Raw genomic sequence first — 24,541 nt, 5'->3', positions numbered from 1 at the left:
GTCCAGCCCAACGCATGCACACCCTGCTCACCAAGCATCGCTAGCCCACCACGATGCAACCACCACTAGAAACCGCCAACTCGTACGCCCAGTTGGCCAAACTCGTACGCCGGCTTGGCCGAAGTGGGCGTACCAGTGTGGCCAAGTGGGCGGATGGCGACGGCGGTCAGTCGAGGTCGGCGGCGTATTCGCTGAGGGCGATGCGGTTGGGCAGGCCGGTTTTGGTGATCAGGTTGGAGACGTGGCGTTCCACCGTGCGGGGGGACAGGTGCAGGCGTTCGGCGATTTCGCGGTTGCCCAGGCGGCCGACCAGTAGGCGGAGCACCTCGAACTCGCGGACGGTGACGCCGACCGAGCGCAGGCCGGGTGGGATGCCGCCGGCGCCCTCGCGGTGCTGGGAGACCCGCACGCCCGCCTTGCGCAGCAGGGCCCGGCAGGCGCCGGCCACCGAGGAGCCCTCCAACCGGTGGAAGTAGCCCTCCGCGGTGCGCAGCCAGTCCACTGGCTCGCCCCAGCCCGCGCGGAGCGCCTCCTCGCCGACCAGGCGCAGGCCCAGGTGCCTGCTCATCTCGTACGGCTGGCCGACTCGCAGGGCCTCGAAGACCGCCTCGGTCGCTTCCTCGCCGCGGCCTTCCCGGCCGAGCAGGACGGCCCTGGCGAAGCTGGCGAACTGGCGGTCCCAGCGCAGGCCGCCCGCCGGGTTGGCGGCGAGTTCCTCGTAGGCGGCGCGGCCGGTGTGGCCGCACAGCACGGTGAGCAGCAGGTGCAGGCCGTGCCGGCCGGAGAGGTGGAAGACCGAGCTTTCGCCGTCCTCGCCGTCGAGAGCGCGGGCGAGTTCGGTCAGCGCGCGGGGCCGGTCTTCTTCCAGCAGCGCGCAGAAACTGCCTGCCAGGCCGTGGATGCGGGGGGCGTGCAGGGCCGGGTCGCCGTGCCAGGCGCGGAACTCGGCCAGCGCCTCCTCCAGTTCGCGACGACGGCCCAGGTGTCCGGCCAGCACCGCGCGCAGCAGCAGCACGTACTGGGTGGTCTCCAGGAGTTTCAGCCGGGTGGTGGCGGGCAGCACGCCGTCGATGAGGGTCTGCGCGGTGTCGAACTCGCCGCGCAGGATGGAGTGCAGCGCGATGCTCGCCTCGGCCTGGTAGCGGGCGGTGATCGCGCCGGCGGCCGAGGCCAGTTCGCGGGTGTGTTCGAGGCGGTCCAGCGCGCCGGTGCGCAGCGCATCGTCGTTGCCGAGCCGGATCAGCGCGTGGATCTCCCAGATCGGCAGCTGGTGCCGGACCGCGACCGAGCGGGCCCGTTCCAGGCAGGCGGTGGCCTCCTCCGGGTCGCGGTGCCGGGTGATCGCGCCGAGCAACTGCCAGGCCTGGCAGGCCACCACCGGCAGCGGCACCGTCTCGGCCACCTCGGCGGCCTGCCGGGCCAGTCGTTCGGCGGTGGCGAGCTGGCTGGGGCCGGGGATGTCCAGGGCCAGGTGCGCGGCGACCACGTCGATCGGCGCGGTGTCCTCGGCGGCCGGGTCCGGGCCGAGCAGCGCGCGGGCCGCCTCGACCTGCACGATCCCGTCCGCGGAGCGCCCGGCCACCGCGGCGGCCCAGCCCAGCCGGGTGTGCAGGTGCGCGCGGCGGCGCGGGTCCAGGCCGCCGACCTGGTCCAGGATGGCCACCGAGTCCAGCGCGCGCTCCACCTCGCCGGCCTCGGCCAGTGCGTGCACGAGCAGTTCCAGGGCGTTGGCCCGGCTGGCGGCCTCGTCGTGCCGGAGCAGTTCCCACGCCTGGTCCAGCAGCGCCACCGCGGAACCGGCCGCGCCCTGGGCGAGGGCCCGTTTGCCGACCTCGGTGTAGAGGCGGCCGGCCGCGCCGTGCTGACCGGCGGCGCGGCGCAGGGTGGCGGCGACCTGGCACCAGGCCTCGGGTAGGCCGGGGTGCACCTGCTCGACCGCGTCGGCCAGCGTGGCGGCCAGTTCGGCCCTGGTGGACTTGTCGATCTGGGCCAGCACGGCCTCGCGGCTGAGCTGGTGGTGGAAGGCGTACCAGTCCGCGGTGGTCTCATCCGGCGCGACCAGCTGGGCGGCCAGGTCGCCGTGCAGCAGGCTGAGCAGTTCCCGGTCGGACAGGCCGGTGACCCGTTGCACCACGGTGAGCGGGAAGCGCTGGCCGAGCACAGCGGCCACGGTGAGCAGGTCGCGGGCCTGCGGGCTGAGCGCCTCCACCCGCTGGGCCAGTGCCCGGGAGACGGTGGTGGGCAGGGTGGCGGGCAGTTCCTCGGCGATGCTGACCACGCCGCCGGCGGCGGTGATCAGGCCGCCCTCGGCCATGCTGGCCACCAGTTCCTCGATCATGAACGGGTTGCCGCCGCTGCCCGCCCACAGCAGGTCGGTGATGGCCGGCGGCACCGCGGCCACGTCCAGGCAGGCGGCGGCCAGCGCGGCGAGTCCGGCCCGGTCCAGCTGGTTCAGCTCGATCAGCACGCACTGACCGCGCTGGGCGGCGGCGCGGGCGATCCGCAGCGCCGCGCAGGGCTCGTCCCGGATCGCGCCGAGCAGCAGGGTGGGCTGCAGGTCCAGGTTGTCGATCAGGTACTCCAGCACGGCGAGGGTTTCCGCGTCCGCGTGCTGCAGGTCGTCCAGGGCCAGCAGGCAGCCGCGGTCCTTGCCGACCAGCCCGGTCAGCCGCAGCACCGCCTCGGCCAGGATGACCAGCGAATCGCCCTCCCGGCTGCCGCCGTCGCCCCAGCCGGGCAGCAGGCGGCCGAGCACCGGGCCGTAGGGGCCGAGCGCGGCCGGTTGCACGTCCTCGGACCGCAGCAGCGAGAGCAGCGCCTCGGTGAGCGGGCGGAACGGGGCCATCGGGTCGATCGCGCTGGCCCGTCCGCGCATCAGGCTCATCCCGGCGGAGTAGGCCGATTCGGCGATCGCGGCGGCCAGCCGGGACTTGCCCATCCCGCTCTCGCCCACCAGGAAGACCGCGCCGCCGCGTCCGGCGCGGGCCGCCGCGAGGACGGCCATCACGGCCTGTAGCTCGGTGTCCCGACCGATCAGGATCGACGAACGGTGCCGCACTCAGCGGACATTAGCCGCTGCCGAAAGGCCAGTCAGGTCCCGTGACCCGACTGGCCTTTCGGCTGCCCGCTTGGGCAGAGCTGGGATCAGAGGGTGACTGGCGGGCAGCAGGTGGTGATGCCGGCCGCGGTGCTCTCGTCCACCGGCGCGCCCGCGGCGCTGCCGAAGAAGCCGACGGCGAGCAGGCCCACCGGCAGCGCGAGCCGGGTCAGCGCGACCGCGCGGGCGCCGAAGTTCAGTTCGGGCAGCAGCCGCAGGGCGCCGACCGGCTCGGTGAAGTCGTGCAGCTCGGGGGTCTGGATGTGCTTCGACAAGGGAGTTTCTCCTGTCATCGGGGAATCTGCTGGGGGGTCGGATCAGCTGTGCAGCAACAGGACCGAGGGGACCTGTTCGGGGCAGGCGAGGCGGAGCAGGCCGTAGCCGATCCCGGCGAGCCCGTTGAGCAGGCCGGGGGTGGGCACACCGGCGGGTGCGCCGCAGGTCGGGCCGAGCCGGTGCAGGGCGTCGAGCACCTGTCCGGCGCGGCGTCGGCGGGCGGCCGGTGGGCCGTCCAGCACAGTCAGCACTTCCTGCACGCCCAGCTCGCCGTGGCAGAGGCTGAGGTCGCGCAGGACGGGGTGGTCGGCGAGGTCGCCGAGGTCGCCGGTGGCCAGGGCAAGCCCGGCGGCGCCGGCGCACCAGCCGGGCCCCGCGGCCGAGGACCGGCGCGTGGCCTCGGCCGCGAGGTCAGGACGCCGGCCGTCCTGGGCCAGCGCCCAGGCCAGTCCGGCGAAACCGTTGGCGAATCCGCCGGGCAGTGCCAGGTCCTGGTCCAGGCAGTGCGCGAGGTGTGCGACGCAGCCGTCGGCCAGGGCCCGCGCGGCGGGCAGTCCGGTGATCGTGTGCACGGCGCGCATCGCGGTCAGGCAGCCCGCGGTCCCGGTGGCCCAGCTCGGGTCCGCGCCCGCGGTGGCGGCGGCTCCGGCCAGCCGGACCGCGGTCTCGGCGTTGACGCGCAGGGTGTCCTCGGCCAGCAGCACGGACAGGCGGGCCAGGCCGTAGGCGATGCCGCCCAGGCCCTGGGCGCCGCCGCAGCCGACCGCGTCCCGCAGCCGGGGCGAGCGCTCCAGCGCGGCGAGCAGTTCGGGCACCCCGCGCAGGGCCCGGCGGGCGGTGTCGGCGTAGCGGGTCACGCCGGTGGCCCCGGCGAGCTGGGCCAGGAACAGCGCCACCCCGATGTGCCCGGTGGCCAGGCCGGCGCCCATCGGCAGCACCAGCCACTGCCGGTCGTCCACGAGTTCCAGGCCGAGCCAGTTGACCCGGTCGCCGCCGGGGATGCCGCGGGCCACGATCTGGTCGGCCACCGCGGAGGCGGCGGCGAGCAGCCGGTCCGGTTCGGCCGCGCTGCCGGTGCGCGGGCCGGGCAGCGGGGCCGCGTCCTGGTGATCGCCCGCGGGCTGCCGGGTGGCCAGCGCGGCGGAGATGATCCACTCCTGGTCCTGCCGGTCCACCTCGCCGAAGCGGCCGATCGCGGCCAGTGCGGCGGCCAGTCCGGTCCGCCCCAGCGGCACGCTGAGCGGTTTGCCCGCCGCGGTGCGGATCTCGCCGCCGCCGGGGGCGCTGGTGAACAGCGGCACGTCCCCCGCCCACAGGTCGGCCAGCTCGTGCGGCAGCAGCTGGGCCAGCACCGGGTGCGAGCGGCCGGACCACAGCACGGACAGCGCGCGGTCCCGGTCCAGGGCGTCGCGCAGCAGGCTGGGGTGGGTGGTCTCGTCCAGCAGGGTGGAGTAGGTCCAGGTGGGGCGGGTGACCACGCGCAGCGGCAGGTCGGCGGCGGATTCGGCGAGCGCGGCCAGCTCGTCCGGGTGCGCGCTGATCACGTCGTAGACCAGCCGGAATCCGTCCAGCAGCGCGGTTTCGTGCTCGCCGGGGTCGATCGCGCGGCCGTCCAGGACGGGGCGGTTGCGGGCGCCGTCGAAGGTTGTGGCGGCGCGGACCAGGCGCATCGAGTCGGTGCCCGGTTCGGCCCAGTCCACCACGCTGCCCGGGGCGGTGCGGCCGCCGTCGCCGCCGAGCCCGGACATGTCCAGCGCGCCCTGTTCGCCGACCACGATCAGCGGCAGCAACGCGGTCCGGTGCACCGAGGCGGTGAGCGCGTCCGCGGCCGGATCGCCGGTGCCGGGGGCGCCGGTGAGGTCGGGGTGGAACAGGGTCTCCAGGTCGACCAGCACCGGGGTGTCGCCGTCGGCGATCAGGTTCTCGCAGTGGATGTCGGTGGCCTGCACCGCGTGCAGCAGGGCCAGCAGCGCACCCTGTTTGCGGTAGAACTCGGCCGCCTCGGCGTGGCTGTGCACCGGCGCGCCGGGCAGGTAGGCGGACCAGCCGTAGCCGTCCTTGGCCAGGGTGGGCGCGGCGCGCAGGCCGAGGCCGGGCAGGTGGCTCTCGGTCCAGTCCAGCAGCCGGCCGAGCAGCAGGTGCGCGCCCAGGTCCCGCGGTTTGTAGACCAGTCGCCGCCGGTCGGCGAAGCGCAGCAGGGTGGCCGAGCGCCCGCCGCGGTGCGGATCGCCCTTGCCCGCCTCGATCTCCACCAGCGGACCCGGATCGGTGCCCTGGAAGAGAGTCGCGACCAGTTCGGCGTGGTCGGCGCTGAGCCGGGCGAGCAGTTCCACGGTGGCCTCGGCGGCGTTCGCGCTGGTCTGGGCGAGCAGCCGGGCCAGCACCGGGTAGTCGGTGATCAGCTCGGCCAGCCCGGTGGCGTCGGTGAGCTGGTGCGCGAAGTCGGTGAACCGGGCCCGGCCGTCCGGGCCGCGCAGCCGCCCGGTGGTGCGGTGCCGGTGCAGCTCGCCGACCAGGGTGCGGGCGGCGATGGAGAGCAGGCGGCGGGACAGCGTGCGGCTGAAGCTGTCCGCGACGCCGGTCAGGTCCAGGGCGCTGGTGGGCAGCGTGGCGGCGCCCGCGGCCACCTGGTCCGCGGCGTCGAGCACGAACGGGCGCAGCGGCCGGGCCAGCGCGTCCCGCCAGTCCAGGCCCTCGGCCGAGGACCCGGTGAGCGAGGCCGCGATCCGCACCGCGGTCTCGGCGGAGGCCGCCCAGTCCGGCTTGCGGATCCGCGCGGCCAGCTCGGCGGCGGGTTCGGTGCGCAGGGCCTGGGCCGCTGCCGGGGTGAGGTTCAGCTCGGCCAGCCGGAGCGCGAACGCGGCGTCCAGTCCGTCCTGGTCCCAGTGCTTGGGCCGGTCGCCTGCGCCCGTCGGCACGCCGTGCTCGGCCCGCTCGTGCAGGGCGAGGGCGGGCGCCCACCAGCTCGGGTCCAGCTGGACCTCGGGGCGGGTGCGGCGGGTGGCGTCAGGCACAGCGAACACGCTGCCACCCCACCACCACGTAGTCATGGGTAGGAAGCACGCACATTTCCGCCGGCCTGGGTAGGTCAGGAACCTGACCAGCGAGATGTCACCTTCCTGCCGCCCGCACCCACCCCCGCCGCGCCGCCGCCACCCCCGCCTCGAACCGGCTGGCCGCCTCCAGCCGCGCCATCAACGCCGCCACCCGCCGCCGCAACTGCCGCACCGAGAACCCGACCACCCTGGCCGCCGCCTCATCGGTGATCCCGGAGGCCAGCAGTTCGAGCACCCGGCGGTCGACCTCGCTGAGCGGCTCGCCGGGCAGCGTGTCGGTGTTGGTGGGGTGGTAGCGGGCGATGAGTTCGGGGAGTTCGGCGCGGGTGTCCCCGGCGCGGCGGTGCCGGCGGAGGAGGTCCTGCTCGACGCGGTTGATGAGTTCGGCCAGGGCGGTGGCGGGGTTGAGCGCGGTGAGTCCGCAGGGGCTGTCCGGGGTGGGGCGGACGACGCCGAGGTCCAGCAGGGCGTCGAGCACCGGGTCGAGGGGGGGCGTTGGCCAGCCAGGCGAGGTGGTCGGGGGTGGTGTCGGGGTTGTCCAGGAGGGCGCGGTAGACGGCTTCGGCCGCCGCGCTGAAACCGAGGTCCCGCAAGGGCATCGCACGCACTCCGTCCGGGTGGGGGTGGAGTGAGCGTGCGTGGTGGGGCGGGGGTGGCGCATGCGTGGTGGGCACGCATCTTCCCGGGTGACTGGGCGTGGCAGGCGGAACTGCCTGAACACGGCCAGCAAGTGTCCACAATGGACGGTAGCCTCGGCTCGCGACCGGACTGGCCGGAACCTCGTTGCATCGCGCAACATCGGCCAACTTGGACAAGACCTCCGATGACTCCGGTGGGTGTCGGATACTCGCGCCTCATGGTGGTGACGCCGGGCTGGCACTACTTTGGTACCGGACTCACCGGCTGGAGGGGTGAATGAGCGGAAACGGCGTCGGGGCCGATGGCCGCTGGCTGGGTGTGGGCTCGGCTGCTGGGCCGGATGCCGCCATCGCGGCCTTCCGGGCCGCTTCGGGCGCGCTCAACGGCGAGGATGCGCGGCTGCTACTGGTCTTCGCCTCCGTGGTCTACGACCCGGCGCAGGTGGCCGAGGGGCTGGCCATGGCCGCTCCTGGCGTGCCGGTGATCGGGTGTTCGTCCCGCGGGGAGATCAGTCCGAGTGGCTCGCGCGGCGGGTCCATCGTGGCGATCGCCATGGGTGGACCGGGTTTCTCGGTGACCACCGCGGTCGCCGAGGGGGTGGCCGGGCGGCAGCGGGTGGCCGGGGCCGAGGTCGCCGCCGCGGCCGAAGACCGCTCGGGGCTGCCCAACAAGGTGATGTTGCTGCTCACCGACAGCCTGGTGCGGGAGCAGGAGTCGATCCTGCGTGGTTGTTACGGCGTGCTCGGCGCGGGGGTGCCCATGGTCGGCGGCGCGGCGGCCGAGCAGCGGGACACCAGCCGGGGGCTGGTCGCCAGCACCTTCCTCTTCCACGACGGCAAGGTGCACACCGACGCGGTGGTCGCGGCCACCATCGTCTCGGCCGGGCCGCTGTCGGTCTCGGTCAAACACGGCTGGCGCAAGTTCGGTGACCCGATGATCGTCACCAGCACCGGGGACGGCCGGGTGTACACGCTCGACGACCGCCCGGCCATGGACGTCTACCTGGACCGGCTGGGCGCACCACCGGAAGCCTATGTCGACGCAGCCGAGTTCACCCGGTTCGCGCTGCCGCGTCCGCTGGGCGTGCAGCGGCGCAGCGGGGTGCAGCCGCGCAATCTGGCCACCGGGTTCGACCTGGCGGGCCGGACCATCAGCGGCGGCAGCGCGATCGACCACGGCTGCCTGACCTGGGCGATGTGCGGGGACGAGCAGTCCATCCTGGCCGCGGCCGACGAGGCATGCGCCGAGGCGATCGACGGGCTGGACGGCACGGAACCGTTGGGGCTGCTCACCTTCAGTTGCAGTGCGTTGCTGCCGGTGCTCGGCCAGGACGGCACCCGCCGGGAGAACGAGACCTTCGCCGGGCGCTGCGCGGGCAGGCCCTTCGGCGGGTTCCACACCTCGGGCGAGATCGCGCGGGTGCGCGGCATCGACGGGTTCCACAACCAGACTCTCGCGGTGCTGGCGCTCGGCTGATGGCGGACTCCCTTGAGGCCCTGCACGGCCAGCAGCTACTGGAGTTGCTGGCCGTGGTCTCGGCCTACCCCGATGAGGACTCGGCGGTGCACGGCGCGGTGGAACGGGCCGCCCAGGCCCTGGAGGCCGAGGTGGCCGCGGTGGTCTTCGGCAGTGAGGTGACCGCCTGCATTGGCTTCCCGGCCGGGGCGGCGCCGGTGGCCGAACTGCTGGAGGTGACCCGGCAGGAGCGCGAGGACCTGGAGGTGCCGGGTCTGGGCCGCACGCACGCGGTGGCCACCGGCTGGGGCGGCAGCCACCCTGGGCACCTGGTGCTGGCCCGCTGGGCGGAGGAGTTCTCGGTCGAGGAACGCCACCTCATGCGCGGGATGGCCCGGCTGCTGGAACTGACCCTGACCATGCTGCGCACGCTGCAGGCCGAGCACGCCATGCGCGAGCGCAGCGAACGGCAGGCCGCGGAGAACGCCGAACTGGTGGCCACCCTGCGCCAGCGGCAACGGCTGATGGAGCACCTGTTCGAGGTGCAGCGGGCCATCTCCCGCCGCCGCCCGCTGCCGCAGATCCTGGACATGATCACCAACGCGGCCGCGGACCTGCTCGGCGCCGGCATCGTCGGGCTGTGGCTGCGGGATTCGGCCGAGCCGGACGAACTGCGGCTGGCCGCCAGCGTCGGTCTGCGCCCGGACCAGCAGGAACAGCGGTCCGGGGTGCGGCTGGTGGAGACCGGGGCCGCGGGCGAGGCGGTGCTGGTGGAGGACGTGGTGGTGCGCTACGGGCGGCTGCCGGAGGCCGCGCTGCTGCACCGGCTGACCGACGGGCGGTTGCGCGCGGCGATGGCCGCCCCGGTCTATGACAGCGGGGAGGTGGCGGGCAGCCTGCTGATCGGCTCCGGCCAGGCCACCCGCCGCTACGCCGGCGCCGACGTGCAGATGCTGCGTTCCTTCGCCGAGCACGTCAGCCTGGCCCTCACCGACGCCAACACGGTCGAGCAGATGCGCCGGGCCTTCCACGACTCGCTGACCGGACTGGCCAGCCGCGGCCTGTTCCTGGACCAGCTCTCCCAGCTGCTCACCCAGGCCACCCCGCTGACCGCGGGCCCGGACCGGGTGGCGGTGCTGTTCGTGGACCTGGACCGGTTCAAGGCGGTCAACGACACCCTGGGCCACGCGGCCGGCGACAACCTGTTGATCTGCACCGCGGAACGGCTCAAATCCCAGCTGCGCAGCTCGGATGTGGCCGCCCGGCTGGGCGGGGACGAGTTCGCGGTGCTGCTCACCGGGGTGGAGAACACCGAGGACGCGGTGCTGGTGGCGCAACGGATCCTGAACGCGCTGGCCGAGCCGATGCTCATCGCAGGCAGGCAGCTGCGGGTCAACGCCAGTATCGGCATCGCGCTCAGCCCACGTGGCACGGCCGATGCCGCCGACCTGATGCGGCGCGCGGATGTGGCCATGTACCAGGCGAAGCGGGCCGGGCGCGGCCGGTACGAGGTGTTCTCCGACGGCATGCTGATCACCGGCTCGGAGGATCTGCCCGATCGGACCGGCTGATCGGAGGTAGGGCTTTGCCCACCGTGAATGCACGGTCTGCCGCCATCGGATCCGGGCCGCGCGCTGCCTAACGTTTCCCTCGACCGAGTACGCGAACTCCGGGGGAGACGATGACGGACATCCTGACCGCGCAACGGGAACCGGCCGCGACGCGGTGGTGGCGACGGCCCTGGGTGGCCCCGCTGTTCCTGCTGGTGACGGTGTTCCTGGCGTTCTCCCTGCCGCGCTACCTGACCTTCGACCCGGCCCAGTCCCGGGTGCCCGCGCCCGACGGCGCGAGCTGGCACTACCCGTTGCTGGTGGCGCACGTGCTGTTCGCCTCGGTGGCGATGATCAGCGGTAGCCTCCAGGTATGGCCGTGGTTCCGGCAGCGGTATCCGTTGGCGCACAAGCACCTGGGCCGGGTCTACGTCTTCGCCGGGGTGCTCCCGGCCGGAGTGAGCGGGTTCATCGTCGGCGCGAACAGCCCGTTCGGGCCGATCAACCAGGTCAGCAACGTGATGCTGGCGGTGCTGTGGCTGGCCTTCACCGCCACCGCGGTGCACGCGGCCCGGCAGCGCCGCTTCGGCGACCATCGCAAGTGGATGATCCGCAGCTTCGCGCTGACCATGTCGATCATCACCAACCGGTTGTGGGGCATCCCGGTCGGGCTGTGGCTGGAACCGCAGCTGGCGACCATCTTCGGCGGCAGCGAGATCGCCCTCGGCCAGGCGATCTCCGGCCTGACCGCCTGGCTGGGCTGGACGGTGACCCTGCTGGCCGCCGAATGGTGGTTGCAGCGCAGGAAGAAGCGCTCAGTAGGGCCGCGGCAGGCCCCGGCTGTCGCAGTCGCCTAGCGGTGCCAGCGGCCGCCGGGCGAGCAGCTCCCTGGCGCTCGACCTGGCCGCGTTCCAGTCCCGCCAGCTCGGGTCGGCGGTCAGGTTGCGGCTGATCGGCCCGAGCACGCAGCTGCGCATGGGTTCGGGCAGGCCGTCCAGCACCGGCACCGCATCGGCCGACATCTCCGCCAGGTACCAGGCGTCCAGTCGCGAGACCTTGGCCATGTTCCCTTCCGCCACAATGCGTTCCGGGTTCGCCACCGCGAGTCCGAAAAGGACGGTGAGGGCGGAGGTGACCATGATCCGGGGCACCCAGGACCCGCGCAGCCGCACCCCGGCGGCCAGCACCACCAGGTAGACGAAGCCGATCCACAGCTCGCAGGTCAGCACCAGCAGGCGCAGCACGGTGGCGCCGTAGACCTCCTGGTAGGTCAGGATCCGGCTGATCGAGGAGGCCACGATCACCAGGGTCAGCACGGACAGCGCGCCGAGCAGCACCCGCAGCCACAGCCGCTGCGCCCCGGTGTCCTTCGGCGCCCACCGGGTGGCCAGGCCGATCACCGCGAGGGTGAGCACGCTGACCGCGCTGAGCTGCCAGAACCCGCCGCGGGCGTACTGGGCGTAGGTCAGGCCGACGGTCTGCCGCACGTACTGGTCGCCGCCGAACAACGCCGCGATCTGCACCGCGACGAACCCGCCGAAGAGCAGCACCAGCACCGCCACCGGCAACGCCCACTCCGCCAGTCCGATCGTGCGCGCCGACCGCTCGGCCGCCTTCGGCGCGCCCTTGACCGCCACCAGGCAGGCCCCGGCGGTGCCGAACAGCAGCACCCAGAACACAAATCCACCGCGCACGAACGCCGGACCGTCCACAGTGGGCAGTACCGCGGAGACCAGCGCGGCGAAGGAGGCGTCCGCCCCGGCGAACAACGCGCCGAAGACCAGCAGCAGCACCACCGAGACGACCACCGACACCAGCATCCGCCCCCGGGTGCCGCGCACCCGCAACGCGGCGGCCCCGCGGATCACCCAGTCCAGCCGCACCAGTGCGGTGATCGGCACCGAGAAGGCCCCCGCGAACAGGCTGAAGAACGACTTCCCGCCGCCGGCCGCCAGCGAGCCGGCCACCCCCGCGCCGAGCACGCACAACGTGAACAGCCAGGACGCGTCCCGCACCGCCCCCACCGCCAGCAACCCGATCGCCAGCAGCCCCCAGCCCAGCCGCAGCACCCGTTCCCCGGCTCGCAGTTCGACCTCGCCGTCCCGCCGCGCGACCAGCCAGACGGCCGCAGCCAGCACCAGCCCGACCAGCCCCCAGCCGATCCCCGGCCGGTCCAGCGGCAACGCGAACGCCCCGGCCAGCCCGACCCCGACCGCCGCCAGCACCACCGCCCCCGGCGCGTACGGCCGCGGCGGCAACGCCGCGAACACCGGCGGCGCCGCGACAGCCACCCCCACCCCGAGTGTTGGCCGTTCTGGTACGGAGTCTTGGCCGTTGTGGGACGCCGATTCGGCCTTCTCCGGCTCCACGGGCTTCACCGGGTCGCCGGTCTCGGCCGCATCCTCAGCCGCGGTGTCCGGATGCGTTGTGCCCTCGGCGGTGTCCGGCTGCTCCGCGCCGACCTCCGGTTCGCCCGGCCCGGCCCCCGGCTCCTTGGCTGCCTCGGCGGCCTGGTCCCACCCGTCGTGTGCTTTCCCGTTCATCCTCATCCTCAAGGCAGCAGCCATCGGCCCGGCCACATCCATGGCCCGGCAAGTGCGAGAAAACCCGGTCAGTCAGCCAAGTTCGGCAACGTCACCCGGATCCGGCAGCCGCCGGAATCCGGTCCAGCCGCGGCGATCGTGCCGCCGTGCAGATCCACCACCCAGCGCGCGATGGCCAGGCCCAGCCCGGTCCCGCCGCCGCCGGCCCGTTCCCCCCTGGTGAACCGCTCGAACACCCGGTCCCGTTCCGCCAGCGGGATTCCCGGCCCCTCATCGCGGACCTCGAGCACCACCGACTCCACCCCAGCGCTGGCGCTGATCCACACCCGCCCGCCCGGCGGACCGTGCCGGGCCGCGTTGTCCAGCAGGTTCACCAGCACCTGGCGCAGCCGCGCCTGATCGGCCAGCACCACGGCCTCCGGCGGGTCCACCGCCACGGTGAAGCGCACCCCCCGGCCGGCCACCGCGGTCATCACCTCGGTCTCGGCCACCGCCTGGGCCAGCATCGGCGCCAGCGCCCAGTGCCGCTTGTCCAGGGTGAGCGCCCCCGCGTCGATCCGGGACAGGTCCAGCAGTTCGGTGACCAGCGTGCCGAGGCGTTCGGTCTGCGCCAGCGCGGTGTGCATGGTGGCCGAATCGGGCTGGGTGACCCCGTCCACCACGTTCTCCAGCACCGCGCGCAACGCGGTGATCGGCGTGCGCAGCTCGTGCGAGACGTTCGCGATCAGCTCGCGGCGCTGCTGATCGGCGGCGCCCAGGTCCGCGGCCATCTGGTTGAACGCGGTGGCGAGCTGGCCGACCTCGTCCTTGGAGGTGGCCCGCACCCGCTCGCGGTAGTTCCCGGCGGCCATGCCGATCGCGGCCGAGGTCATGTCCCGCAACGGTTTGGTCATCCCGTGCGCGATCAGCTGGGAGGCCAGCAGCGCGCCGAGCAGCGCGGTGATGGTGGTGCGCGGCGGGATCCAGCCGATCTGCCACCAGAAGAAGGCCAGCGCCACCGTCACCGAACCGAGGACCAGCAGGCCCAGCTTGAGTTTGATCGACCGCACCGGATCCAACGGCCTGGGCAGCACATCCCAGACCGCGTTGGCCCACCGCCGCAGCTTCCTCACGGCGTCTCCAGCGCGTAGCCGATGCCGTGCACGGTGCGGATCACATCGCTGCCGAGCTTGCGCCGCAACGCTTTCACGTGACTGTCCACGGTGCGGGTGGCCGCCGGTCCGGCGAAGCCCCACACCTCGGCGAGCAGTTGCTCCCTGGGCAGCACCGCGCGTGGCCGTTCGGCCAGCCGGGTCAGCAGCTCGAACTCGGTGGGGGTGAGGTGGACCTCGGTCCCGGCCCGGTGCACCCGCCGTTCCACCGGGTCGATCTCGAGGTCCCCCACCCGCAGCGACACTCCGGCGGTGCGGGCCTGGGCGGCCCGTTCCACTCGCCGGAGCAGCGCGTGCACCCGGGCCGCCAGCTCCCGGATGGAGAAGGGTTTGGTGAGGTAGTCATCCGCGCCGACGGCCAGGCCGACCAGCAGATCGGTCTCGTCGTCCCGCGCGGTGAGCATCAGCACCGGCACCGCGCGCCGGGCCTGGATCCGCCGGCACACCTCCAGCCCGTCGAAGCCGGGCAGCATGATGTCCAGCACCACCAGGTCCGGATCCAGCTCGGCGGCCTTGGCCACCGCGGCCGGTCCGTCGTGCGCCAGCTCCACCGCGAAGCCCTCGGCCCGCAGCCGGACCGCGATGGAGCTGGCGATGGTCAACTCGTCCTCGACCACCAGCACCCGGTGTGTTTCCCCAGCCATGGCACCGACCCTAGGCGGCCGCCATGGAGAGGGGGCGGAGAGAGTGTGAAGATACTGTGCAGGCTACGACGGGTTCAGGTCCGGTCACTCACCGCTGCCGTACGGGCGGGTGATGATCTCCAGCACGTGCCCGTCCGGCCCGAGGAAGTACACCCCGCGACCGCCGTCGTTGGTGTTGATCTCATTCGGCCTGGTCTGCATCGGGTCGGCCCAGTGGTCCAGCCCGCGCTCGGTGATCCGGCCGTAGATCTCGTCGAACTCGGCCTCGGTGATCATGAACGCGTAGTGGTTGGGCACCGGGGTGCCCTCGACGTCGAGGTAGTCGAGAGTGACCTGATTGGACAGTTCCACGGCCAGGAAAGGCCCGAACGGCACGGCGTCCGGCAGGCCGAGCAGCCCGGTGAGGAACTCCGCGGCGACCTTCTTGTCGGTGGACTGGACGATGGTGTGGTTCAGTTCGATTGCCATACAACGAAGTTAGAATCTCTACTTAACTGGAGGTCAACGCCACATCCGCGATCGCCACCCGGACGGCCGAGACGAAGTCCCAGAAGACTGGAGTCGTGGTGTGCCGGCGCTCCGGCCGGGTGTTGATGCCGAACATGGCATCCCGCAGCCCGGTGGTGAGTTCCAGCTGGCCACCGCCGCCGCTGAGGGTGCGATTGGCGATGTTCGCCGGATCCCGCCCGGACAGCGTCGGGTGGCTCACCCCGTCTACGACCTGGAAACCGGCCGCCCCCAACCGGTTCAGCAGCGCCTGCCGGAGCAGGTCGTCCCGCCCGCCGACCAGCACCGCCCGCGCCCCGGCTGGCAGGCCGAGTGGCGTGGGGGAGCAGCCGTGCACGCCCACCGCCCGCCATGCCCCGCCGGCCAGCGAGCGCGCGACCGGATCGTCGCAGTGCGTGGAGGTCACGTGCAGTTCGCTGTTGTCGGCCGGGCGGATGCCCTCGAACATCCACAGGTCATACCGCGGCCCGTCCGCCGGCGAGGGTTCCAGGGTGCCCGGGTGGTAACCGCCGATGGCGTGGCACAGCTCGGAGGTGCCGCCCTCGATCGCGCCGCCGTGCGGGGCCAGGATCGCGGTGTCCGGAAAGGGAAACCGCTTGCTCAGATCGTCGTCGAAGCGCTCCGGCCGGCGGTACCGGCGGGCGTAGTCGATGCCCTCTGCCAGCTCCGGGTCGGCGTAGAGCGCGGTGTTGGACGGGTACTTGTCCGCGGCCAGCGCGGGCCGGGCGGTCAGCACCGGGAACGCGGTCACGGCGGCCAGACCGAGGAAGGTTCTCCTGCTCGCGGTGCTCATACCGGCCATTCTGCGTCAGCGGGCCGGGGTCGGCCGTCTGGTTGGCCAAAGTGGTACGACCGGTTGGGCCAACCATGCGTACGACTTGGGCCAACTCGGCGCCGGAGGGGTGTGCGAACCGGGGTTGCCCCGGCTCACCCGGCCGGGGGCAGCGCCGGTTCGAACAGCCACTTCCGGAACAGCTCGTCCAGCGGGTGCGGGCTATGCCGTTGCGCCAGGGCGATGAAGTCGTTGGTGCGCACCGAACCGTGCCGGTGGGTGGCGGTCCATTCCTTGAGCAGCTTGAAGAACGCCGGATCGCCGAGGTGCCGCCGCAGTGTGTGCAAGGTCAGCGCGCCCCGGTCGTACACCTGGTCGTCGAACATCCGGGCCGGGCCGGGATCGCCGATCACCAGGTCCTGCGGCAGCCCGGCCAGCTTGCGCATGAACCGTTGCGCGGGAACGCCTGCGGGCACGCCGTCGGCGAACTCGAACCACAGCCATTCCGCGTAGCAGGCGAAACCCTCGTGCAGCCAGATGTCCCGCCAGTCGGCCAGGGTGAGGCTGTTGCCGAACCACTGGTGCGCCAGTTCGTGCGCCACCAGGCGTTCGTGCCCGCGACGGCCGTCCAGGTGGTTGCGGCCGAACACGGACAGGCCCTGCGCCTCGATCGGCACATCCAGGTCGTCGTCGGCGACCACCACCGCGTATTCCTCGAACGGGTAAGGGCCGAACAGCTCCTGGAACACCCGCAGCATCTCCGGCTGGCGGCCGAAGTCGTGCCGGAACACCGATTCCAGCGCCGCGGGCACCCCGGCGGGCTGGTGCACCGGACCGGGCAGCTCCAGGATCTCGTACCGTCCGATTTGGACGGTGGCCAGGTAACTGGGCATCGGCGCGGACTGGTGGTGCACCCAGGTGGCGCTGCCGCCGTGCTCCTTGACCGAGCGCAGCCTGCCGTTGGCGAAAACGGTGTAGTCGCTGGGCGCGGTCACCGCGATCCGGTAGGTGGCCTTGGAATCGGGCCGGTCGTCACACGGGAACCAGCTCGGCGCGCCGGTGGGCTGGCTGGCCACGATGGCGCCGTCGGTGAGCTGGTCCCAGCCGATCTCGCCGAACGCGCTGCGCACCGGGTGCGGCGGACCGGCGTAGCGCACCTCCACGGTGAACTCCGCGCCCGGCGCCAGCGGCCTGGCCGGGCGCAGCCGGAGCTTGCCGTTGGCGTGCGACCACTTGGCGGGCCGTTTGCCGTCGACGAGCACCCGGTCCACCCGGAACCGGCCGAAGTCCAGCACGATCGAGGGCAGCGCCTGCTCGGCGACCGCGATCACGCTGGCCCGGCCGGTCAGCCGGTGCGAACTGGGGCGGTAGTCCAGGTCCAGGTCGTAGTGCCGGACCCGGTACCCCTCGTTGCCGTGCTGGGGGAAGTAGGGCTGGTGGTTCACCCTCGGCGGGATCCTTCCGGCTGCCAGGCGGCGATCGGGTTGCCCAGCCAGCGGGTGTCGGCCGGGACGGTCTCGCCGCGCATCACCAGCGAGCCGGGTCCGACCGTGGCGCCCGCGCCGACGGTGGCCCCGGGCAGCACGATGCCGTGCGGGCCCATGGTCGAGCCCGCGGCCAGGGTGACCACGTCCATCCGCATGATCCGGTCGTGGAACAGGTGTGTCTGCACCACACAGCCGCGGTTCACGCTGGCGCCCGCGCCCAGGCTGACCAGGTCGGCCTCGGGCAGCCAGTAGGTCTCGCACCACACGCCCTTGCCTACGCTGGCGCCCAGCGAGCGCAGCCACAGGTTCATCAGCGGGGTGCCGCCGACCGCACCGGCCAGCCAGGGCACCGCGAGCACCTCGACGAAGGTGTCGGCCAATTCGTTGCGCCACACGAAGGAACTCCACAGCGGGTGCTCCACCGCGCGGAACCGCCCGACCAGCACCCATTTCGCGGCACTGGAGACCACACAGGCCAGCACCCCGGCCCCGAACAGCACCAGGCCGCTGACCAGCAGCGCGATCCCGAACCCTGCCTGCGCGGCGACGATCTCGAAGGCGGCCAGGGTGAGCACGGCCAGCGCGACCGTGGCCATCACCGGGATCACCCGGCACAGCTCGACCAGCGCGCGGGCCAGCACCAGGCGGCGCGGCGGGGCGAAGGTGCGGCCCTCATCGCGTTTCTCGGTGTTGCGCGGCAGTTTGATCGGCGGCATGCCCAGGTAGGAGCTGCCCGCCTTGGCCCGCTTGGGCGCGGCGGAGAGCACGCCGACCAGGCCGCGGTTGGGCACCGAACGACCCGGCGCGGTCATCCCGGAGTTGCCCAGGAAGGCGCGTTTGCCGATGCGCACCTCGTCGATGCGCAGCCAGCCGCCGCCGAGTTCGTAGGAGCCGACCATGGTGTCATCGGCCAGGAACGCGCCGTCGGCCACCGTGGTCAGCGAGGGCAGCGCGAGCACGGTGGAGGCTTCCACCCGGCGGCCCACCTTCATGCCCAGCATGCGCAGCCAGACCGGGGTGAACAGGCTGGCGTACAACGGGAACAGCGCGGACCGGGAGTGGTTCATCAACCGTTCCACGGTCCAGGCCTGCCAGGCGATCCGGCCGTGCACCGGGTGATAACCGGCGTGCAGCCCCAGGCTGAACAACCGCACCCCGACCAGCACGAACAACGCGGTGGCTGCCAGGTAGGCGATCGCGGCCAGCGGCGCGGCCAGCAGCGCGCTGCCGATCGCCCCGGACAGCGTGGTGTCGTCGGCGACGAACCAGCCCAGCAGCGCGATCGCGGGCAGCACGGCCAGCACCGGCAGCAGGTCCAGGCCGAGCGAGGTGCTGCCGTAGAGGAAGGACCAGCGGCGGCTGCGCGCGGCGGTCTTGTGCGGCCGCTTGCTCTTGGGCTTGCTGGACCGGGTGGCCGGCACCCCGCCCCAGTGCTGACCGGCCGGCACCGAACCACGCACCACCGACCCGGCGGCGATCTCGGCCCGCTTGCCGATCCGCGCGCCGGGGAAGACCGTGCTGCGCGAGCCGATCACCGCGCCCGCGCCGATCCGGATCCGGCCCACGTGCACCACATCGCCGTCCAGCCAGTGCCCGGACAGGTCGACCTCGGGTTCGATCGCGCAACCCTTGCCCAGCTTGAGCATGCCGGTCACCGGGGGAGCGGCGTGCAGGTCCACATCCGGCCCGATGCGCACGCCGAGAGCCTTGGCGTAGGTGGTGATCCAGCCGCCGGAGAGCTTGCCCGCGCCGCTGAGCACGGCCAGTCGTTCGGCGGTCCACAGCCGCAGGTGCACGCTGCCGCCCCGCGGGTAGCTGCCCGGACGCAGGCGGCGCAACAGGATCCGCGCGCCACCGGCGGCGATGGCGATCCGTCCCGGCGGGCTGAACAGCAGCGCGGCGCCCGCGCCCACCCACCACCAGGAGATGGTCGGCGCCCAGGAGTAGGAGCCGAACAGGGCGAGCACGTTGTTCAGCGCGGCCAGCGCGACGATCCAGCGCAGGCCGACCAGGGTCAGCAACGGCAGCAGCACCAGCAGCTGGATCAGCGCGGCCCGGCGCGGGGTCGGCGCGACCACGCGCACGGTGGCTTCCTCGGCGCCCAGCTCGTCCAGCCGCGCGGCCAGCCGGTCCAGGGTGGAGTGCTGGTAGAGGTCGCTCACCGAGCTGCCCGGGTAACTGCGCCGCACCAGCGAGATGAGCTGCGCGGCGGCCAGGCTGCCGCCACCGCTGGCGAAGAAGTCGGCGTCGGCGGATTCCGGTGGCAGGCCGAGGATCTCGGTCCACTGCTCGGCCAGCCAGGCCTGGGTGCCGGCCAGCTGCGGTGCGGCGCCGGGCAGTTCGTCGGTGGTCAGTGGCCAGGGCAGCGCGCTGCGGTCGACCTTGCCGGAGGTGCGGGTGGGCAGCGTGTCGACCACGGCCAGCAGCGGCACCAGCGCCGCGGGCAGCGCGGAACGCAGTCGCTCCAAGGCGGCTGCCTTGTCGAAGGGCTCGTCAGCGGCGGCCGGCGCGAGGTAGCCGACCAGGATCTGGTTGCCGCCCTTGGTGTTGCGTACCGCCGCGGCGGCGCCGGCGATGCCGGGCAGGGCCTGCAGGGCCGCGTCCACCTCGCCCAGTTCGATCCGCCGTCCGCCGAGCTTGACCTGTTCGTCGGCCCGGCCCAGGAACAGCAGGCCCGCCTCCTCGGCGCGCACCAGGTCGCCGCTGCGGTAGGCGCGGTCCCAGCCGAGCGCGGGCAGTGGCGCGTACTTCTCCGCGTCCTTGGCCGGGTCCAGGTACCTGGCCAGCCCGACCCCGCCGATCACCAGTTCGCCGGTCTCGCCCATCGGCACGACCGCTCCGGCCGCGTCCACCACGGCCAGTTCCCAGCCGTCCAGGGGCAGGCCGATCCGCACCGGCGGGGTGCCGGTCAGCGGGGCGGCGCAGGCGACCACGGTGGCCTCGGTGGGCCCGTAGGTGTTCCAGACCTCGCGGCCCTCGACCGCGACCCGCTCGGCCAGTTCCGGCGGGCAGGCCTCGCCGCCGAAGATGAGCAGCCGCACGTCGTCCAGGCATTCCGCCGGCCACAGCGCGGCCAGCGTGGGCACCGTGGAGACCACGGTGATCTCGTTGCGGACCAGCCACGGGCCCAGGTCCATGCCGGTGCGCACCAGCGAGCGCGGCGCGCTGACCAGGCAGGCCCCGTGCCGCCAGGCCAGCCACATCTCCTCGCAGGAGGCGTCGAAGGCCACCGACAGCCCGGCCAGCACCCGGTCGCCGGGCCCGATCGGCTCCTCGGTGAGGAACAGCCCGGCCTCGGCGTCGACGAACGCGGCCGCGCTGCGGTGGCTGACCGCCACACCCTTGGGCTTGCCGGTGGAGCCGGAGGTGAAGATGATCCAGGCGTCGTCGTCCAGGGTGGGCGAACCCACCGAACCGCCGGGGGTGGCGTGCGGGGTCAGTGCGCCGTTGGCGCCGAGCACCGCGCACACCACGGCCTCGCCGAAGACCAGTTCGGCCCGTTCGTCCGGATCCTCCGCGTCCACCGGCACGTAGGCCGCGCCCGCGGCGAGCACGCCGAGAATGCCCACGTACAACTCGTTCGTGCCCGAAGGAATGCGCACACCGACCCGGTCGCCGCGGCCGATGCCGTGTGCGGCAAGGCGTTGCCGCACCGACTCGACCTCGGCGAGCAGGGCGCGGTAGGTCAGGGTGGTGCTGCCATCGTCGACCGCGGGAGCGGTCGGGTGCCGACGGGCCGTGGTGTTGAGGATGTCGAGCAGAGTCCGCTCAGCCGGGGTCGCACCAGCGCGGAAAACGGCTGGTGCCAACGGAATAGTCGTGGGGGCGAACAAGGACTCGTCGACTGAGGTCAACTCCGGCCTTCCCGGGAAGTAGGTGTCTCAACGCCGGACAGGCCAACGCCAAACGGACACCATACCCAGGAAAAGTGAACAACCGCACCGCGAACCACTCAGTCGTGGCTCAACTCACGGGTGCACGAGCACCTTCGTACCCACTCGCAGCAGGGCGAACGTCTCGTTGACACTCGCATCGGTCATCCGGATGCACCCGTTGCTGGCCGGCCAGGTCTCCACCGGTTCCCCGCCGTGGAAGGCGATTCCCTGATCGCTGCCGCCCTGGCCGATGTAGGAGGGCCGCCACATCGGGCCGAGCGGGGCGTGCCGCCAGCCGTTGATCTGCCGGGTGACCGCGAACTCCCCGGCCGGGGTGTGCTTGCCCGGCTGGTCCCGGCCGGTGGAGGAGTCGTAGATGCGCTCGATCGCACCGTTGTCGTCCAGGAAGTAGGTGACCTGCTTGGCCAGGTCCACCTCGACCCGGAAACCCTTGCGTGCCTGGGCAACCGGCCGCACCGGGTGGCGCAGCGCGGCGGCGGTGGCGGCCTCGATGATCCCGGTCCGCTCCAGCTCGTGCACCTTCTGGAAAGCGATCACCGCGTGCCGGGTCTCGGTGTCGAAGACGCCGTTCACCTCGCGCACCTGGTAGCCCTGATCGGCCAGCACCTTCTGTGCCGCGAGCACCTCGGGTCCGCGCGCGCCCTCGGCCAGCGGGGCCGAGGGCGGTGGCGCGACCTCGTGCACCGGCACCGGCGCGGCCTGTGGCTGCACGGTCACCGGCTGTTCCGCCACGGTCACCGGTCCCCGTGGGGTCAGCACGGTGTAGGCGGCCACGCCCGTCCCGCCGACCGCCGCCGCCAGCAACGCACCGACCACATATCGCCCGCGCACGCCCACAGTCCTCACGCCTTTCCGAAAGGTTCGCTCACCAGTGCTTGGCCGATAACGTGGGCAGCGCAACATCCCTGGGCAACCAACCAGGTGACTTCGGCGTATTCCGGTCGTGATGGCGGAGGACGAGGACCTGGTGCCGCGCATCGGTCACGACCGGGAAGCGCTGGCCGAGCTGTACCGTCGGCACGTGCGTGCCCTGCTCGGTTACGCCGGGCGCAGGCTCGGTAACCCGACCGACGCCGCCGACCTGGTGGCGGTGGTGTTCCTTGAGGTCATCCGCACCGCCGGGCGTTACGACCCGGCCAGGGGCACGCCGAGGGCCTGGCTGTTCGGCATCGCCGCCACCCTGATCGCCGCGCACGGCCGGTCCAGGGGCCGCGAGGCCAGGGCGTTGCAGCGGGTCTACGGCCGCCGCGAGCTGAGCCCGGAGGACCACAGCGAGCTGGCCGGGCGGATCGACGCCGCGCGCAGCGCCGAACTGCTGCAGCACGCGGTGGACGCGCTGAGCCCGGCCGAACGCGAGCTGTTCCTGCTGGTCGCGATGGACGGGCTGACCTCCGCCGAGGCCGCCTCGGTGCTCGGCATCGCCCCGGCCGCGGCCCGGATGCGCCTGGCCAGGGCTCGCCGCAAACTCCGCGCCGCACTGCCGGCCCCGGTGCTCGCGCTGGTGGGTTCGCTGTGAGCGAGGACCGGGAACCGTTGAGCCCACTGGAACAACGGATGCTGGACGGGCTGCTCCAGGTGGCCGACGAAGAGTCAGTCCACAGTGGACGGACGAAACGATCCGGCTTCGCCTGGCTGGCGGTGGCCGCGGTCACCGTGCTGGGCCTGGGCGCGGCTGCCGCCGTGCCCGCGTTGCTGCAACCGTCCACTCCGGACACTCCGACCCAGATGTCGCCCGCGCCAGGGCACATCGGCTACCGCAAGGTGATCACCGGCAACCAGTACGTCAGCACGAAACATCTGGGCGGTGACTTCGTGGACATCACCGCGGAGATCCGCGGTACCGCCGAACTGTGGGCCGAACTGGGCGATCCCCGGGCGATCCGGGCCAAACTCGAACCGCACCAGGTGCTCAACTGCGCCCCGGTGGACAACCGCGGCCTGTGCGCGAACTGGCTGGCCGACAACACCGGCAAGAACCTCGGCCTGCGGCTGACCCCGGAGGACCGCACCGTGCCCGGCGTGGGCCCGCGCACCGATCCCGAGGCCAGCGGCCTGAGCTACCAGACCATCAACCTGCTGCCCACCGACCGGGTCGGCAACCGCCCGGTCACCGAACTCGCCGCGACCGCGGACGAACTGACCATCCAGTTCGACGAGCTGATCCGGCAGAGCCGCCACAACGGGCAGAAGCACTTCGAGGGTGCGGCGAGCAGGTGGGACCAGCTCCGGCACGCGGTCGAGGTGCTGCTGGCCATCGGCGCCACCCCGCAGCAGCGCGCCGCCGCCTGGACGGTGGCCACCCGGGCCGCCGAGGTCACCGAGACCCCGGCCACCGACCGCCTCGGCCGGGCCGGCCGCGCCCTGGTCTACGAGAACTCGCCGGGCCTGCGCCGGGAGCTGGTCATCGACCCGGCCACGTACACCCTGCTCAGCCAGAGCGAGACCGTCGCGCCGCCCAAGGACACCCAGCGGCAGACCTACCCGGTGGCCTCGGTCAGCTACACGCTGTACCTGGCCGAAGGCGCGGTGCGGTCGCTGGCAGAGGTCCGCTGAGCGGATTTGCCACGAAACGGCCACGACCTGGCCAAGAGCTGGGTGTCAGTCGGGTGAAAAAGCCCTGTTCAGAGCGCAGGATCAGGCGCCGATCCCGACCTCCCCAGGAGCAGTGGCCATGCGTCCGATCACCCTCTCCCGTCTGCTCGCCCTGACGCTGCTGCTCTCCGCGGGTCTCCTAGGCACGGCCACCGCGCAGCCGACCGCGACCTCCGCCGGTGACCCGAGGGCCACCGCCTTCCCCAGCAACGCCACCACCTGCGCGCACGCGAACCTGCCCGGCCAGCTCATCACCGGCCAGCTCACGGTGAACATCGCCGGCGGCACCCACCTCACCGTCACCGGCGTGCCGCTGGGCCTGACCGTCACCGGCATCGTGGTCAAGGGCGGTCCTGGCTACAACGTGTACCTGCCGGCCGGCCTCGGCCTGCTGCCCTGGCCGGGCCTGCATTCCCCGCTGGTCGGCCAGAACGGCAACATCCCGGAGATCAGCCACTGGTTCGCCTGCGGCCAGGCCCAGACCACCACCAAGCCGACCACCAGCACCACGACCAAGCCGTACTCCAGTTCGGCCACCACCAAGCCGGGCAGCAGCACCGCGATCACCACCACGACGACCAGCGGCGCCGGCACACCCAGCACCTCCACCGCCAGCACGCCGCGGACCACCGTACCGACCAGCACCCCGGTCCCGGTCCCGGTGGCCAATGACGACAACCTCGCCAACACCGGCTTCGACGGCGGCTGGCTGATCGGGCTGGGCGCCGCACTCGTGGTCGCGGGCGGACTCGTGCTCGGCCTGACCCGGTTGCGCAACCGGCGAGGTCGCTGAATCGGGTGGCAGCGTTGCGCGGTGCACACAACGAACGGCTAACGAGCAGGTAGCGAGTGCTGTTCCGGCGGCGATGGGACTGT

General features: G+C 72.8%; 18 protein-coding genes. 6 read left to right on the top strand and 12 right to left on the bottom strand.

Translation table 11 applies throughout. The features are described from left to right. Positions 1-166: 166 nt before the first annotated feature. From MZC64_RS46665 to MZC64_RS46650, 4 genes are all read right to left on the bottom strand, one after another. Positions 167-3,058, bottom strand: a complete 2,892-nt coding sequence (locus MZC64_RS46665) for a LuxR family transcriptional regulator (protein WP_247766053.1) — start codon at positions 3,056-3,058, stop codon at positions 167-169. Positions 3,059-3,144: 86 nt separating this feature from the next. Next, positions 3,145-3,372, bottom strand: coding sequence for a hypothetical protein (locus MZC64_RS46660; RefSeq protein WP_185009726.1), 228 nt, complete (start codon positions 3,370-3,372; stop codon positions 3,145-3,147). A gap of 42 nt (positions 3,373-3,414) precedes the next feature. Beyond that, on the bottom strand, positions 3,415-6,396 hold the full coding sequence (locus tag MZC64_RS46655) for a type 2 lanthipeptide synthetase LanM family protein (RefSeq protein ID WP_247766054.1): 2,982 nt from the start codon (positions 6,394-6,396) through the stop codon (positions 3,415-3,417). A gap of 88 nt (positions 6,397-6,484) precedes the next feature. Next, the gene (locus MZC64_RS46650) at positions 6,485-6,907 is read right to left on the bottom strand and encodes a hypothetical protein (protein ID WP_247766055.1); all 423 of its coding nucleotides are present in this window, start codon (positions 6,905-6,907) and stop codon (positions 6,485-6,487) included. A gap of 437 nt (positions 6,908-7,344) precedes the next feature. Between MZC64_RS46650 and MZC64_RS46645 the strand changes: the two genes are divergently transcribed. From MZC64_RS46645 to MZC64_RS46635, 3 genes are all read left to right on the top strand, one after another. Next, complete coding sequence (locus tag MZC64_RS46645) at positions 7,345-8,544, top strand: FIST signal transduction protein (protein WP_247766056.1); 1,200 nt, start codon at positions 7,345-7,347, stop codon at positions 8,542-8,544. After that, entirely contained in the window at positions 8,544-10,094 is a 1,551-nt protein-coding gene (locus tag MZC64_RS46640; RefSeq protein ID WP_247766057.1) for a sensor domain-containing diguanylate cyclase, read from the top strand. The genes MZC64_RS46645 and MZC64_RS46640 overlap by 1 nt, the downstream gene beginning before the upstream one ends. A 110-nt stretch (positions 10,095-10,204) precedes the next feature. Then, positions 10,205-10,930: a DUF2306 domain-containing protein gene (locus MZC64_RS46635; protein WP_247766058.1), complete on the top strand. Its 726-nt coding sequence runs from the start codon at positions 10,205-10,207 to the stop codon at positions 10,928-10,930. Here MZC64_RS46635 and MZC64_RS46630 read toward each other — a convergent pair. From MZC64_RS46630 to MZC64_RS46595, 8 genes are all read right to left on the bottom strand, one after another. Further along, positions 10,889-12,616, bottom strand: coding sequence for a DUF4153 domain-containing protein (locus MZC64_RS46630; RefSeq protein WP_247766059.1), 1,728 nt, complete (start codon positions 12,614-12,616; stop codon positions 10,889-10,891). The genes MZC64_RS46635 and MZC64_RS46630 overlap by 42 nt on opposite strands. Before the next feature lie 68 nt (positions 12,617-12,684). Beyond that, a complete protein-coding gene (locus MZC64_RS46625; RefSeq protein ID WP_247766060.1) occupies positions 12,685-13,728 on the bottom strand; it encodes an ATP-binding protein in 1,044 nt (347 codons plus the stop codon). Beyond that, the gene (locus tag MZC64_RS46620; protein WP_247766061.1) at positions 13,725-14,411 is read right to left on the bottom strand and encodes a response regulator transcription factor; all 687 of its coding nucleotides are present in this window, start codon (positions 14,409-14,411) and stop codon (positions 13,725-13,727) included. Before MZC64_RS46620 ends, MZC64_RS46625 begins: the two co-directional genes overlap by 4 nt. Before the next feature lie 84 nt (positions 14,412-14,495). Beyond that, positions 14,496-14,879 carry a VOC family protein gene (locus tag MZC64_RS46615; protein ID WP_247766062.1) on the bottom strand — a complete coding sequence of 128 codons (384 nt, stop codon included), beginning with the start codon at positions 14,877-14,879 and terminating at the stop codon, positions 14,496-14,498. A 22-nt stretch (positions 14,880-14,901) separates the two neighbouring features. Beyond that, a complete protein-coding gene (locus MZC64_RS46610) occupies positions 14,902-15,711 on the bottom strand; it encodes a poly-gamma-glutamate hydrolase family protein (protein ID WP_247766063.1) in 810 nt (269 codons plus the stop codon). A 134-nt stretch (positions 15,712-15,845) separates the two neighbouring features. Beyond that, positions 15,846-17,135: a M1 family metallopeptidase gene (locus MZC64_RS46605; protein ID WP_247766064.1), complete on the bottom strand. Its 1,290-nt coding sequence runs from the start codon at positions 17,133-17,135 to the stop codon at positions 15,846-15,848. Then, positions 17,132-20,986: a Pls/PosA family non-ribosomal peptide synthetase gene (locus MZC64_RS46600; protein ID WP_247766065.1), complete on the bottom strand. Its 3,855-nt coding sequence runs from the start codon at positions 20,984-20,986 to the stop codon at positions 17,132-17,134. The genes MZC64_RS46605 and MZC64_RS46600 overlap by 4 nt, the downstream gene beginning before the upstream one ends. Before the next feature lie 159 nt (positions 20,987-21,145). Then, a complete protein-coding gene (locus MZC64_RS46595) occupies positions 21,146-21,904 on the bottom strand; it encodes a L,D-transpeptidase family protein (RefSeq protein ID WP_247766066.1) in 759 nt (252 codons plus the stop codon). 115 nt (positions 21,905-22,019) lie between these two features. On the opposite strand from MZC64_RS46595, the gene MZC64_RS46590 reads away from it, so the two are divergent. From MZC64_RS46590 to MZC64_RS46580, 3 genes are all read left to right on the top strand, one after another. Then, positions 22,020-22,589 (top strand): RNA polymerase sigma factor, encoded by a 570-nt coding sequence (locus tag MZC64_RS46590; RefSeq protein ID WP_247766067.1) that lies wholly within the window; start codon positions 22,020-22,022, stop codon positions 22,587-22,589. Then, the gene (locus MZC64_RS46585) at positions 22,586-23,626 is read left to right on the top strand and encodes a hypothetical protein (protein WP_247766068.1); all 1,041 of its coding nucleotides are present in this window, start codon (positions 22,586-22,588) and stop codon (positions 23,624-23,626) included. The genes MZC64_RS46590 and MZC64_RS46585 overlap by 4 nt, the downstream gene beginning before the upstream one ends. A gap of 118 nt (positions 23,627-23,744) precedes the next feature. Further along, positions 23,745-24,458 (top strand): hypothetical protein, encoded by a 714-nt coding sequence (locus MZC64_RS46580; RefSeq protein WP_247766069.1) that lies wholly within the window; start codon positions 23,745-23,747, stop codon positions 24,456-24,458. The last annotated feature ends 83 nt before the right edge of the window (positions 24,459-24,541 follow it).

This window comes from Crossiella sp. S99.2 (assembly GCF_023094165.1).
GTDB lineage: Bacteria > Actinomycetota > Actinomycetes > Mycobacteriales > Pseudonocardiaceae > Crossiella.
The sequence above is the reverse complement of the archived record's forward strand: the minus strand, read 5'-3'. Positions and strand labels throughout refer to the sequence as shown.

What these genes read in the sequence shown, in the direction of transcription:
- MZC64_RS46645 (WP_247766056.1), top strand. Translation starts at nt 7,345, where the DNA reads ATGAGCGGAAACGGCGTCGGGGCCGATGGCCGCTGGCTGGGTGTGGGC.
- MZC64_RS46640 (WP_247766057.1), top strand. Translation starts at nt 8,544, where the DNA reads ATGGCGGACTCCCTTGAGGCCCTGCACGGCCAGCAGCTACTGGAGTTG.
- MZC64_RS46635 (WP_247766058.1), top strand. Translation starts at nt 10,205, where the DNA reads ATGACGGACATCCTGACCGCGCAACGGGAACCGGCCGCGACGCGGTGG.
- MZC64_RS46630 (WP_247766059.1), bottom strand. Translation starts at nt 12,616, where the DNA reads ATGAACGGGAAAGCACACGACGGGTGGGACCAGGCCGCCGAGGCAGCC.
- MZC64_RS46620 (WP_247766061.1), bottom strand. Translation starts at nt 14,411, where the DNA reads ATGGCTGGGGAAACACACCGGGTGCTGGTGGTCGAGGACGAGTTGACC.
- MZC64_RS46615 (WP_247766062.1), bottom strand. Translation starts at nt 14,879, where the DNA reads ATGGCAATCGAACTGAACCACACCATCGTCCAGTCCACCGACAAGAAG.
- MZC64_RS46610 (WP_247766063.1), bottom strand. Translation starts at nt 15,711, where the DNA reads ATGAGCACCGCGAGCAGGAGAACCTTCCTCGGTCTGGCCGCCGTGACC.
- MZC64_RS46590 (WP_247766067.1), top strand. Translation starts at nt 22,020, where the DNA reads ATGGCGGAGGACGAGGACCTGGTGCCGCGCATCGGTCACGACCGGGAA.
- MZC64_RS46580 (WP_247766069.1), top strand. Translation starts at nt 23,745, where the DNA reads ATGCGTCCGATCACCCTCTCCCGTCTGCTCGCCCTGACGCTGCTGCTC.